This is a genomic window from Eubacterium uniforme (genome assembly GCF_900167115.1).
GTDB lineage: Bacteria > Bacillota > Clostridia > Lachnospirales > Lachnospiraceae > Eubacterium_S > Eubacterium_S uniforme.
This window is the reverse complement of sequence record NZ_FUXZ01000013.1, coordinates 76,596-89,891: the sequence shown is the minus strand read 5'-3', so window position 1 is coordinate 89,891 and position 13,296 is coordinate 76,596. Positions and strand designations below refer to the sequence as shown.

Below are 13,296 nucleotides of genomic sequence, written 5' to 3'. Positions count from 1 at the left end.
CTGAAATACGTCTTAAGGACATTCCTTGACTTCTTAACAATAAAACCTGGCTAATTATTAATTCATCTTTAGATTTGTCTTTAACTGACAATTTTTCAGCTTTATCTGCATCATAAGGATTGCATTTTTTCAATTCCCTACTTATGGTGCTTTGATTCAAGTTTAGTATCTCAGCCATCTTTTTTTGTGAAATTCCTTTTCTGCTTAATTCTTCAATTTCTTTACGAATTTCAAAATTAATCTTCTTCATCTTCATCACCTTAATATAAAAAAATTGCATAGAATAGTTTAAAACTACTCTATGCAATATATTTTAAAACTCAGCATAATCTACTAAATACACATCCACAATAGTCCTGCCTATATAAATCATATTCTTTAGATAACTCAATTGACCTTTGATATCCGCCTTTTTTCTTAAAATCCGAATTCAAAAATCTAATATCTAATTGTTTTGCAAATTCTTCTCCTATTTCATTAAGCCAGTCAGCATTTTTATGAGGACTAATTGAAAGAGTTGTTGTAAAAAAATCAAATCCCTTTTCCTTAGCATACAAAGCTGTTTTTTCAAGTCTTAATTTATAACACTTATAACATCTTTTTCCGCGTTCAGGTTCATTCTCCAATCCCTCTGCAATTTCATAAAACTCGTTATTATTGTATTCTGGAACCACAATTTCAACATCATCACTAAGACCGTTAAATTTTAATAACTTATATAATTCCGCAACTCTTTTATTAAATTCCTCTTCCAATGAAATATTTGGATTATAATAAAATAATGTAATTTTAAAATAATTTGCTAAATACTCTAAAACATAACTACTACATGGTGCGCAACAACTATGCAACAACAAAGTCGGTCTATCTTGCTTACACTCTGTATTAATTATATTTTCTAGTTCCAACTGATAATTTCTTTTATTCATTATTTTTCCTTAACATATACTGCTGTTCCAAAAGGTTCTAATAAGCCATTCTTTTCTCCAATCATAACTTCTATCCCCTCAATAAGATCTTTATTTAGTTTAGCAACATAATTATTATGATTTAAGAAGAATATGTATGTCTTGTCTTTCCCTTTCCTTGTAACAACTTCTATTCCTCTATCTAATTCCTTATATTTAACTTCGATTTTTGCCTGAAGAAGCATACTATAAATAAGTTTATTAAGTAAATTATCATCAAGCTCACAACCTATATAATACACCAAGCCCTTACCATAATTATTTATACTAATTGCCGTTTCACCACTATAGTAATTATTTGTATATACACCAACACGCTCCGCTTCCTTAGTTGTAATAATATCAGCAAATAACTTTCCTTTCCCACTATACTGTCCCAAATCAATCGTAACTTCTGTTTCTCTTAGGCAGTCATAATCATTTATCTCTATACCAGTCATCTCTGATAACAAACCTGGTAATTCACAATCACTGACACAGATGTTATTTTCATCCTTAACACCACTTCTATACGTAAAGCACATATGTCCACCATTTTTAACATATTCATCAAAATGCTCTTTAACTTCTTGCTTAAGAATATATTGTAATGGTGCAATCACAAGCTTATACTTTGAGAAATCAGCCATTTCAGATACCATATCTGCTTCAATTTTCAAATCATATAATGCTCTATAATAATCTGCCAAAACACCTACGTATGAAAGATCAGGATTATGTGGCTGTATATTAAGTGCATGATAATTATCATAAGAATACACTATTGCAACCTTTGCATCCGATTCTAAATCTTTTATTTCATCCAACAATTCATCATATCTATTAATGGTGTATTTAATTTCATCATATCTTCTGCCTGGTTTTCCACTATGTGGTAAAATACCATGCCAAAATTGCTCTGTACCAAATGTAGCCGTTCTCCATCTAAAATATGTAATCTTATCAGCACCATGAGCAATTGCCTGCGCAGTCCAAAGTGATAACTGTCCAGGTGCAGGAGTTCTCCCCATAATATTCCAGCCTGTAGGACCAGCCTGTTGTTCCATAATCCAGAAATTCTTGTTTTTAAAACTTCTCATAAGCTCAAGAGTCTGAGCTAGGAATGCATTATCCTCATGTGGCATTTGTAAATAAAATCCACCTGGATACTGATCATGGCAAACAAAGTCTAAATCAGAGGCCAAATCATAATAATTTACCTTATCAGCAAAGCCCATACAATTATGTGTAATAAACTGATTCTCACTATACTGCCTAATAATATCTATCTGCGCTTTTGAAAAATCAACAATCAAATCAGAACAAAATCTTTTAAAATCAAGTTCAGTTGATGGATTTTTACCTGCCGCAGTATGAGCAGGAAGAAATACTTCACTAAAATCATTATACTCCTGACTCCAAAATGCACATCCCCAAGCTTTATTAAGATTATCAACAGTCTTATATTTCTCTTCTAACCATTCTATAAAAGCCTGTCTGCATGAATCACAATAGCATAAATCACCATGACCATTACCAAATTCATTGTCAATCTGCCAACCAACAACATTTTTATTATGTCCAAATTTCTTGGCCATTTCAGTCACTATTTTCTTAACATACTCTCTATATGTTTTATTTGACTGACAATCATGATGTCGACCATTAAAAGTAACTCTTACACCCATGTCATTAACCGGAAAAATCTCTGGATGCTTATTCATAAGCCATGCTGGTGGTGCTGCAGTTGGTGTGCCAATAATACAACTTATTCCTGCATCAGCGAACTTATCAACAACATCATTTAGCCACTTAAAATCATATTGTCCTTCAATAGGCTCCATCTTATGCCACGAAAACTCAGCAAGTCTAACATAAGATATACCTATATCTTTCATAAGACTTATATCCGTCTCAATTCTTTCTTCATCCCAATGTTCAGGATAATAACATACTCCAAAATTTCCCATTTCTCTTTCTCCATCCTTTTTAATAAATTATCTCTTATATATATATTTAAATATAGGACTTGCAAGCGCAAGTCCTATATTATAAACTATAATCTTGTCAAATCTTCTTCTGCGAAAAGACCAACAATTAAAACCAATACCATAGTTGAAATAATATCACCATAGTATGTTTTATCTCTCATAGCATTTCTACTTCTAAGCTTATATTTACAATAATCATAAATATAAACTGCAATCATAATCATAAGTCTATCAAATGTATCCATCATAAGATTGCTAAAGTTTGGTAATTTCTCAGCATATTTTGCTGCTTCTAAAACATCATAAACAATATTTGTCATATCTCCATCAACAGAAGTTAACAATCCCATCATGGCTATGTTTCCATACCATCTAAAGTCATACTTATTAGACTTAAATGTCATATAAGAAATTCTAGCTCTCTTAGCAAGTTCCATCGGATCACCTTTAACCATAAATAAGGCATTTACCAATGTCTGAAGGATATTTCCACCACCAACTGTTGACTTAAGTTCTGATTCAAGAATTCTCATATGTCTCGGAATTTCATCAAGTGTAAAGTCTGAACAAGCAATTGTAGCAAGACCAAGATAATTATCTATACAGGTATTCATAGGATGTAATTTACCAAATACGTAGTAAATATCCTTAAAATGTTCAACAATTATATCCATATCCGCTCTATTAATATTATCAGCTAAAAGAACAGATGTACAAACTAATTGTTCTGAACCAGTAAACTTCTTTGAACGAAGTAACTGATATGTATAATCAAATTTATCAAATGTAAACTCCTGATCATCAACACCCATAAGCATTGTTGCAATATAAGGACTTATTTCACCTCTGAAAAATGAGAATGCACCAGTATGTTCAATAATATACTGTTTCATATCTTTATATTTTTCCACATCTGGCTCGATATTTGTTATAACGCACATAAATGAACAAATCATCTTACAAATCTGTGGTTCCCAACGCATTTCATCTTTAAAACTCTCTGCATACTTATCAAGCTTATCAATCAGGCTTTTAACCCCTTGCTTCATCTTTTTTACCTTTCCTTCCTTTATTTATGATATGGTTCATTGCATATAATCCTAAAACCTCTATATAACTGTTCTAAAAAAATCACCCTCATAAGCTGATGTGGAAAAGTCATCTTCGAAAAACTTAATGCATAATCAGATTTATCCGTAACCATCTTTGATAACCCAAGCGATCCACCTATAACATATGTTATATTACTCTTTCCACTCACCTGTAATTGTTGTATTTTTTTAGCATGTTCTTCCGATGTAAGATTTTTACCATCTATCTCTAAAGTTATAAGATAAGTATTATCCTTAATATGACCTAGAATTCTCTTACCTTCCTTATCCTTTATAATCTCTTCCTCACGTTCTGAAAGAGACTCTGAAGTTTTTTCATCGGCAACTTCCACAATATTCAAATCACAATATTTTGAAAGTCTTTTAACATATTCCCCCACCGCATCACGATAAAACTTTTCTTTTATTTTTCCAACCGTAATTAACGTAATTTTCATATTTTAAAAATATTCTATCTAAAAACAAAACTTATTATTTCTATCTAATTTCAGGCAATTCAGAAACCAACTCTCTGAATGTTTTCCAATCACCCTTTTTAAAATCAGTAACATCAATATTCTGCTTATTAATAAGACATTCATCTATCAAAAACACATCAATGCCTAATTTCAAAGCACACATATCTTCAGTCACGTCATTACCAACCATCATGCATTCATCAGCAGTTACACCAATCATCTGTAAAATCTTACGATAATAATTTAAGTTTGGTTTACAAAAACAACTGTTTTCCATAGACGTAATTAATTCAAAATCATTCTCATCTAAATCAGCCCATCTGATTCTTTCAATCATAGCTTCCTCTGGAAAAACTGGATTAGTTGCAACCACTAATCTATAACCTTTATTTTTTAGCATACGAACACATTCCTTCGCTAGTGGTGTGGCTGTAGTATTAAGCCTTGTAACGAAGAAATCTTTTCTATAAAAGTTTTCAAACTCTTTTTTAAATAATTTCAAATCCCCTTTTGAAATAGGATTTCCATCATCTGAAATACTTCTTGAAAAAGTATTCCAAAAACATTCATCATTAGTAAGAAAACCATCATTAGCCATCATTGCATCAATACCCTGAAGCATAGCATGTCTAAGGCTTTCAGCCGAAACTCCCAATCTTGAAAATCTACCAGTTACAGCCTTAAAGAATGTATCAGTAAATCCTCTCGTATCCATTGGAAGTAACGTTCCATCAAGATCAAAAAGAATAGTGTTCATATATTTATACGTCCTGTAATTATTCGTCCCAGTTATGATATACCTGCTGAACATCATCATCTTCATCAAGTAAATCAATAATCTTATTTAAATTTTTAATTGCTTCTTCATCAGTAAGTTCTACATAATTCTGAGGAATCATAGTAACTTCTGCTTCCATCATAGGAACACCTAATCCTTCAATTGCTTCTCTTACTGTTGAGAAATCCTCAGGTGTAGTATAAATTTCATAAGCTTCATCTTCCTCAACGAAATCTTCAGCTCCTGCATCAAGTGCAGCCATCATCAACTCATCTGCATCCATGTCCGTTTCTGACTTATCTATAATAATCTGACCCTTCTTGTCAAACATGAATGATACACAACCTGGTGTACCAATGTTTCCGCCACCCTTTGTAAAAGCATGACGAACGTTAGCTGCTGTTCTATTTTTATTATCTGTAAGTGTATCAACAATAATTGCGATACCGTTAGGACCATATCCCTCATAAGTAATTACTTCGTAATTTACAGCACTTGCTTCACCTGCAGCTTTTTTAATACCTCTTTCAATTGTATCATTAGGCATATTATTAGCTTTAGCTTTAGCAATTACGTCTCTAAGTTTTGAATTATTAGCTGGATCTGCGCCGCCTTCTTTAACTGCTACGGCAATTTCCTTACCAATAATAGTAAACATCTTACCCTTAGCTGCATCATTTTTTTCTTTCTTATGTTTGATATTCGCAAATTTTGAATGTCCTGACATCGTTTTTCCTTTCTCATACACTTCTTGTATTTTTGAATTATTATTTTATCAATATACTCATAAAGCATTTATCTTTATAAGACATTTATCGTAGATTTGCGTTGTATTCACTATTCTTCTTCATCGTCTTCACTTACTTCATCAATTGTAAGCTTAACTTTTGATATCATCTTGTCCTTAACTTCAAGAACATTATAATGATATCTATCAATATCTATGATTGGCTTTTCATCTTCTTTTGGAATTCTGTCTAACTGTGCAATCAAATAACCATTAAGTGTTTCAAAATCCTCATCGCCAAAATCAATTCCAAGTTTAAGATTGATTTCATATAAAGGAGTTTCACCATCTATCTCATAAGTATTTTCACTTAATTTAACAATATTCACAGTAACTTCATCATATTCATCAAAAATGTTACCAACTATCTCTTCAAGAATATCTTCCATTGTCACAACACCGGACACCTGACCATACTCATCAATAACAACTTCAAGGTGAATCTTCTTCTGTTGCATTTCCTTAAAGATATCCTGGATTTTTCTTGTTTCCGGAATATAAACAGCTTCACGAAGCAAGCCTTCTATATCCTTTAACTTATTACTTCCCATGCCCTTTTTCTCTTTAAATAAAAAGGCATCTCTTAAATAAAGTATTCCGATTACGTTATCCATATCTTCATCATAAACCGGAAATCTTGAATGACCATCAGTTAAAATCATCATGGCTGTTTCATCCAATGTCATGTCTGCATTAATTGCAATAACATTCTTTCTATGAGTCATAATGTCTTTAGCTTCCTTGTCATCAAGTTCAAAAATATTAGCAATCATTGTTGCTTCAGAAGCCTCAATGTTTCCCTGTTCATGGCTTTCATTAACCATGGAAACAATCTCTTCTTCTGTTACGTTATCATTCTTTTTACCTGTTAACCAATCTACAAAACTGGGCCCTGGTTTCATTAATAAAATCCCTTCCTTTTCCCTTGTTTATTTCTATATCTGTAACTTCTAAAAGGACCTGCTATAATGATAACATAGTCCAATGTATAGTATATCATCTTATTTATATTAGGTCAAATATCACTACATCATGTATGGATCATCGAAATAATCCTTCATGCATACAACTTCACCATTTCTATAATACACTCTTGGAATTCTCTTTCCTAAATCACAAACAAACTCATAATTAAATGTGCCTGCAAGTTCACTTAACTCCTCGACTGTAATTTCTTCATTACCATCTTTACCAATAAGTGTAACCAAATCACCTTCATGAGCATCAACATCAGTAACATCAACCATCATCTGATCCATACAAACTCTTCCAACGATTGGCGCACGCTTACCGCCTATAATTACATATCCCTTATTTGAAAGATTTCTTTTATATCCATCTCCATATCCTATCGGAAGCGTAGCAATCTTAGTTTCCTTAGTAGCAACAAATGTACTACCATAACTAATTCCTGTACCAGCTTCAACAGTCTTTATATATACAATGTGAGTATATAAAGAAAGAGAAGGTTTTAATTTAGCTCTACTTTTATCTACATCTTCTGATGGATATAATCCATATAATGCAATTCCTGCTCTAGCCTGATTAAAAATATCCTCATCAAAATCAATTAATGCGGCACTATTGTAAATATGTTTAATAGGGATTTCAACATTCCTATCTTTTAATTTACCAATCATCACTTTAAATCTTTCAAGCTGGTTATTTGCACTAGTCTTATCCTTTTCATCTGATGCAGCGAAATGCGTAAATATACCTTCTATCTCAATATTTGGCAAATCGTTAATCTTCTTGATAATATCAGCAGATTCATCATTATCAAGAAATCCAATTCTACCCATACCAGTATCAATTTTAATATGTATTTTAGCTACTTTTCCAACAGCTTTTGCAATATCTGATATTTCCTTAGCTGTTTCATATTTAAAAATAGCTGGTCTGATTTCTTCTAAAATCATTGTTTCAAACTGACCTGAATGAACAAATCCAAGCACATAAATTGGCTTAGTAATATTATGTTTTCTTAAATTAAAGGCTTCCTCTATAGTTGCAACAGCGTATGCTTCCACTTTATCTGCAACTGTTTTTGCAATTGGAACAGCACCGTGTCCATATCCATCTGTTTTAATAACAGCAACAAGACCTGTGTTCTCACCTGCATTTTCCTTTAAAACAGATATATTATCATAAATATTATCCAAATTAATTTTAATGTAATTTCTGTAATACTTATCTAAATTTTCCATTGTCACTACGGTTATTACCGTCCTCCTTAAATCTATATAATTATAAATTATCTTTCATCATTAAAACTTCACTTATATTTTCAAGAATGTCTCTTGCCATTAGAGATGCACTTCCTAGTTTTTCCTTAGCATAATCTCCAGCAAGTCCATGGATATATACTCCAAGTGGTGCAACAATATCTCTATTAGCGCCAATACACATTAGTCCTCCTATTATACCACTTAAAACATCTCCACTTCCAGCAGTAGACATACCTTCATTTCCAGATACATTAATATAATTATCACCTCTAGAAGTTGCAATAATTGTATTTGCATCCTTAAGAACAATCGTCGTATTATAAGTATCTCTAAAAAAAGTTGCCATTTCAAATGGTGAATCTGAAATTTCAGATATATCTCTTTTTATAAGCCTACTCATCTCACCCATGTGTGGAGTAAGAATACAATTTTCATGAAGTTTCTCTATATATCTTTCATCGCTAGCTATTACATTAATAGCATCTGCATCTATGACTATGTTCTTACCTGATTCCAAAGCCATCTCAACTAAAATAGCACTATTATCATCCGTAGAAATCCCCGGTCCAATAACAATACAATCATACTTATCAAGCGCTTCTGCAATCTTTGAATATTCACATTCATCTCTTAAATCATTATATCCGGTAAATACAGCCTCTGGTAATTTATCCTTAAGAACATCAATATTCTCATACGAAGTAACTATATTAACAAGCCCTGCACCCATTCGATAAGCTGCCATCCCTGTAAAGAAAGCCGCCCCACTCATGTCTTTAGAACCTGCAATAACAAGTAATTTACCATAAGTTCCCTTGTTAGATCTTTCAATCCTATCAGGAATCAATTCTAAATCTTTACTAGTTATAATGTAATTATCTCTAATTTCTAAATCTTCACTCTCATAATTAGCAAATACTTCTTCCGTATCCAAAAATCCAATATCCTTCTTAATCAGTTCACCAACGTACTTTTTACCTGGATACGCGATTTGCCCAATCTTATATTCACCAAATGTCACTGTAACAGTAGCATTAATGCAAGTACCTAGGATTTCTCCATTATCAGCACAAATTCCTGACGGTATGTCTATTGCATAAACATCACTATCACACTCATTAATCATTCCTATAATATCAAAATATAAACCTGACACTTGTCTATCAAGACCTATTCCAAGAATTGCATCAACTATACAGTCATTTGCTGAAAATAGTTCTTCTAAATATTCTTCGTCAAGATTATCCTCATTAACGAAATCTATTATTTCAACACCAATTTTTCTTGCAATATCAAGTTGTAATTTAAATTCAGTTGTTCCCTCACTCTTGCTAATCAAAAGTACAGTAACATTCTCTCCATTTTGATAAAGCATTCTAGCAAGCGCGACTCCATCTGCACCATTATTACCACTGCCACATACAATCAAATAATTATAATAATTATTCTTTAGTTCATTAAACACACATAAAGCAGCCTTTTCCATAAGAACCAGTGATGGGATTCCTATTTCATTAATGGTAACTTCATCTATAAACTTTGCCTCTTTGCCAGTTATTACTCTCTCCATATATTACACCTCATGCAATATTCCTGTATCAATTTATTCATTTCTACTTGCAATAGCAAATGCAACCGAAGTATCCTTAGTATTAGAAATCGTAACGTAAACATCCGTAACTCCTAGTTCATCTGCTCTTTTTTTAGCACCCTCATATAAATTTACATAAGGTTTACCAAGTTCATCTCTTAAGACCTCAATATCTCTTAATCTAAACTCTCTAAACCCTGTTCCAAGTGCCTTTGATACAGCCTCTTTTACTGCAAAATTGTCCGCCAGCATATAAATCCTGCTGCCGGACATATCAATTTCGCTATCTGTATAAACCTTTTTAATAAAGCTTATTTTCTCGCACGCTTTCTTAACTCTATTAACTTCGATAATATCAGTTCCTATACCAATAATCATCTATTCTCTATTTCTCCATAATTATATGCAAGCTTCATAAGACTTTCTGATAAATGAACATTCTCAACAATAACATCATCTGGAAGTTCTAAATCTGTATGTGCGAAATTCCAAATGGCCTTAATGCCACACGCAACAAGCGTATCAGCAATCTTAGTAGCCTGTTCTTTAGGAAGTGTTAAAGCAACAATATCAATCTTGTTATTATTTAAATAATTTTCAAGACCATCAATATCTAACACTTCAACATTTCTAACTATCTTTCCAATCACTTCTGGATTTTTATCAAATAAGGCAATAACCTTAAAACCACGTTTTTCAAAATTAGCATAATTTGCAATAGCTTGTCCTAAATGTCCAGCTCCAATAATCACCATGCTATGATCTTTATCAAGATTAAGAATCTTACCTATCTCGTCATAGAGATATGAAACATTATATCCATATCCTTGCTGACCAAACCCACCAAAATTATTAAGATCCTGTCTAATCTGTGATGCAGTAACATGCATTCTTTCTGATAAATCCCCCGATGAGATACGTTCAATGCCTTCTTCTTTTAATTCACCCAAATATCTGTAATACCTTGGTAATCTACTGATTACGGCTTTTGAAATACTCTTCATATTAAGCACCTTCTACCTTCCTGCAAATCTAAAAATTACTAGTATAATTATAGTAAAGATATTCGCGATTGTCAAATTATTATCAGTATAAAACTCCCTGCATAAACAGGGAGTTTTTTAATACTATATAGAATTAATTCTCTTTTTCCATAGTGAATCACTCCAATCAATTGTATCAAAACAACTCTCGAGTAATTCCATGTATTTCTGTAATTTCTTCTTAATGTGTGGACACTTAAGGAATGAATCCTGATCATATGTATCCGTTGCCAATACTTCTATAATTCTTGCTCTATCTTCTGTAGAATATGTTTTCGCATAATCATCATAGAAATATACATTATCATATGATTCATTACCAAATAAAGCTGACATGTATAAGTAATCACCTGTAATTGAATCAAATGTCTTGTTACCACTTTCATCAATATACTCATTACGATATTCAAATCCATTTGGATTTAACTTACTCCACATTCCATCATCTAAGAATCCTTCATACTCAAGTTTTCTATCTATCATATGAGTAATCTCATGAGCGATAGTAGAAATCTGCATCATCTGTGTAATATCAATTACAACAATCTGAGTATTATTAGTAGCAACACCCGTAAATGCCAAAACTCCAGCAGGAATTCCACCAGAATCAGCAGCCATAATTGAGCCAGTAAGGTGAATATAAATACCTTTTACATTACCATAATCAAGCTGTCTAAAGAATCCCTTTGGATACATTGATAATACTTTTTCAAGTGAATTTAAACCAGCTTCAATCTGACCACTATCAGTACACCTATTAGTAATATATGAACCATAATTTGTTTCAGCATCATCACCGAAATAAATATATACGCCATACTCATCTTCAAGTTCATTAGCTCTCTGTCTAAGTGCATCTGCTGTCATCTGCTTTTCAGTAAATTCAAATGGATTCTTAGCAGTAAAAGTATGCTTCTGTGTTTTACCTTTTTTCAAGTTCCATAAGTATAAATTACTAATACTATTTCCACTATTCACTGAGAATAATAAAGAATCATCAATAACCGCATCGCTTGTTACACTTACTTTCTTTGATGAGCCGTTACATAATTTTGTAATACTCTTTGGTATAGACTTTCTTACTCTGATATTTGATTTCTTATCATATAAGTAGATACCTGGAGCATTATTTTTATCATAATTTAACTCATAATATCTACCATCACCATATTCTTCAAAGTACTCATCGTACTTATCCATAGTATATTTATTTATAACATTGTCACCCGGATCAATATCCATGTATATCTTTTTACGTTCAAATGGAGAAACTGCTTCAATCTGAACATATTTAAGTTTATTATAAGAAATAAGTTTAGCTGAAGAATATTTTTCTCTTAAAAGTTTAAAGTTATATTGTAATTTGCCTTTAGCTGTAACCTCATAAAATGCCATCTTTGAATTATCAAATACAAAAGGTTTTCCGTTATAAGCAAATACTTCTCCACTACCGATTTTTGAATAACTAGCTTCTTTATCCAAATAATCTGGTGCATATATTCTCTTATTAGTTTCATCACTAAAAATCAAATCCTCTAAAGATATGACTTTTAATCCACCTTTTCCACCACCATCTTTAACGTTAAATTTATATTCTTCATCCGACATCTTATTAGTATCTAAAAGATACTCCTTAACAATGTACTGCTTTATTACTCCACCTTTTGAATGCGAATATAAAAGTCTGATAACTCTACTTTCACCAATTGTGTAACTCATTGCACAGGCAGAAACAAGCTTGTTATTCTTATCCTTATTCTGTTTCTTAACAAGCTTTGTAATATCGAAAATACTTTTATCATCTTTTAACTTGTATTTCTTTAAATCAATCTTTTTAATCTGTTCTACTTTTTGAGTTTCAGTTTCAGTTTGACTTTGTGAATTTGTTGTAGATTCTACCTTTGAAGTAGTTTCATCATTCTTTTTACCTTTACACGATGTTGGCAATGTTGTCAAAACACAAATAGCAAGCATCAACGAAATCTTCCTTCTAAGGCTTATAGTTCTTTTTTGCGCTTTCTGCTTAGGACTATTTTTCCCAATCTTTGTTTTTACAAATTTCATAACCTTTCATTCCTTTTTATTTTCCCTTATTTACAAATTAGTATTTTTTAGTTTGTATTATTTCAACCTATAATAAAAAACACTCAATCAACATTTTATCATACAAGATTTCTATTCTCAAGTTCTAGTTAACCTTTATTAACTTTTTTTATTCACACGGAATTTGCTAAATATAAATACAATTATTTATATTTTGTTTAATGAACAAATTTATGATATAATCTCTGTGCTAAAGACTTATTTAAAATTTGAAAAAAATAAAGGAGAAATAAGAATCACTTATAATAAATAAAGTGA

General features: G+C 31.6%; 13 protein-coding genes. All 13 read right to left on the bottom strand.

Features of this window, described 5'->3' with window-relative positions; all coding sequences use genetic code 11:
- The coding region (locus tag B5D16_RS10235) for a helix-turn-helix domain-containing protein (protein WP_159444367.1) at positions 1-250 on the bottom strand (250 nt) is incomplete at its 3' end.
- Positions 251-320: 70 nt separating this feature from the next.
- Positions 321-929 (bottom strand): epoxyqueuosine reductase QueH, encoded by a 609-nt coding sequence (locus B5D16_RS10230; RefSeq protein ID WP_078766890.1) that lies wholly within the window; start codon positions 927-929, stop codon positions 321-323.
- On the bottom strand, positions 929-2,917 hold the full coding sequence (locus tag B5D16_RS10225; RefSeq protein ID WP_078766889.1) for a beta-galactosidase: 1,989 nt from the start codon (positions 2,915-2,917) through the stop codon (positions 929-931). Before B5D16_RS10225 ends, B5D16_RS10230 begins: the two co-directional genes overlap by 1 nt.
- An 86-nt stretch (positions 2,918-3,003) precedes the next feature.
- Positions 3,004-3,987, bottom strand: a complete 984-nt coding sequence (locus tag B5D16_RS10220; RefSeq protein WP_078766888.1) for a DUF4003 family protein — start codon at positions 3,985-3,987, stop codon at positions 3,004-3,006.
- A 20-nt stretch (positions 3,988-4,007) separates the two neighbouring features.
- Complete coding sequence (rlmH, locus tag B5D16_RS10215) at positions 4,008-4,487, bottom strand: 23S rRNA (pseudouridine(1915)-N(3))-methyltransferase RlmH (protein WP_078766887.1); 480 nt, start codon at positions 4,485-4,487, stop codon at positions 4,008-4,010.
- Between the two features lie 40 nt (positions 4,488-4,527).
- Positions 4,528-5,265, bottom strand: coding sequence for an HAD family hydrolase (locus B5D16_RS10210; RefSeq protein ID WP_159444366.1), 738 nt, complete (start codon positions 5,263-5,265; stop codon positions 4,528-4,530).
- Between the two features lie 19 nt (positions 5,266-5,284).
- Positions 5,285-6,013: a YebC/PmpR family DNA-binding transcriptional regulator gene (locus tag B5D16_RS10205; RefSeq protein WP_078766885.1), complete on the bottom strand. Its 729-nt coding sequence runs from the start codon at positions 6,011-6,013 to the stop codon at positions 5,285-5,287.
- A 110-nt stretch (positions 6,014-6,123) separates the two neighbouring features.
- Complete coding sequence (locus B5D16_RS10200) at positions 6,124-6,975, bottom strand: hemolysin family protein (protein ID WP_078766884.1); 852 nt, start codon at positions 6,973-6,975, stop codon at positions 6,124-6,126.
- Between the two features lie 123 nt (positions 6,976-7,098).
- The gene (gene alr, locus B5D16_RS10195) at positions 7,099-8,280 is read right to left on the bottom strand and encodes an alanine racemase (protein WP_078766883.1); all 1,182 of its coding nucleotides are present in this window, start codon (positions 8,278-8,280) and stop codon (positions 7,099-7,101) included.
- Between the two features lie 40 nt (positions 8,281-8,320).
- Positions 8,321-9,871 (bottom strand): NAD(P)H-hydrate dehydratase, encoded by a 1,551-nt coding sequence (locus B5D16_RS10190; protein ID WP_078766882.1) that lies wholly within the window; start codon positions 9,869-9,871, stop codon positions 8,321-8,323.
- A 33-nt stretch (positions 9,872-9,904) separates the two neighbouring features.
- Positions 9,905-10,270: a holo-ACP synthase gene (gene acpS, locus B5D16_RS10185; protein WP_078766881.1), complete on the bottom strand. Its 366-nt coding sequence runs from the start codon at positions 10,268-10,270 to the stop codon at positions 9,905-9,907.
- Positions 10,267-10,896, bottom strand: coding sequence for a redox-sensing transcriptional repressor Rex (locus B5D16_RS10180; protein WP_078766893.1), 630 nt, complete (start codon positions 10,894-10,896; stop codon positions 10,267-10,269). Before B5D16_RS10180 ends, acpS begins: the two co-directional genes overlap by 4 nt.
- A gap of 123 nt (positions 10,897-11,019) precedes the next feature.
- Entirely contained in the window at positions 11,020-12,999 is a 1,980-nt protein-coding gene (locus B5D16_RS10175) for a hypothetical protein (RefSeq protein WP_078766880.1), read from the bottom strand.
- Between the last annotated feature and the right edge of the window lie 297 nt (positions 13,000-13,296).

What these genes read in the sequence shown, in the direction of transcription:
- B5D16_RS10230 (WP_078766890.1), bottom strand. Translation starts at nt 929, where the DNA reads ATGAATAAAAGAAATTATCAGTTGGAACTAGAAAATATAATTAATACA.
- B5D16_RS10225 (WP_078766889.1), bottom strand. Translation starts at nt 2,917, where the DNA reads ATGGGAAATTTTGGAGTATGTTATTATCCTGAACATTGGGATGAAGAA.
- B5D16_RS10220 (WP_078766888.1), bottom strand. Translation starts at nt 3,987, where the DNA reads ATGAAGCAAGGGGTTAAAAGCCTGATTGATAAGCTTGATAAGTATGCA.
- rlmH (WP_078766887.1), bottom strand. Translation starts at nt 4,487, where the DNA reads ATGAAAATTACGTTAATTACGGTTGGAAAAATAAAAGAAAAGTTTTAT.
- B5D16_RS10210 (WP_159444366.1), bottom strand. Translation starts at nt 5,265, where the DNA reads ATGAACACTATTCTTTTTGATCTTGATGGAACGTTACTTCCAATGGAT.
- B5D16_RS10205 (WP_078766885.1), bottom strand. Translation starts at nt 6,013, where the DNA reads ATGTCAGGACATTCAAAATTTGCGAATATCAAACATAAGAAAGAAAAA.
- B5D16_RS10200 (WP_078766884.1), bottom strand. Translation starts at nt 6,975, where the DNA reads ATGAAACCAGGGCCCAGTTTTGTAGATTGGTTAACAGGTAAAAAGAAT.
- alr (WP_078766883.1), bottom strand. Translation starts at nt 8,280, where the DNA reads ATGGAAAATTTAGATAAGTATTACAGAAATTACATTAAAATTAATTTG.
- B5D16_RS10190 (WP_078766882.1), bottom strand. Translation starts at nt 9,871, where the DNA reads ATGGAGAGAGTAATAACTGGCAAAGAGGCAAAGTTTATAGATGAAGTT.
- acpS (WP_078766881.1), bottom strand. Translation starts at nt 10,270, where the DNA reads ATGATTATTGGTATAGGAACTGATATTATCGAAGTTAATAGAGTTAAG.
- B5D16_RS10180 (WP_078766893.1), bottom strand. Translation starts at nt 10,896, where the DNA reads ATGAAGAGTATTTCAAAAGCCGTAATCAGTAGATTACCAAGGTATTAC.
- B5D16_RS10175 (WP_078766880.1), bottom strand. Translation starts at nt 12,999, where the DNA reads ATGAAATTTGTAAAAACAAAGATTGGGAAAAATAGTCCTAAGCAGAAA.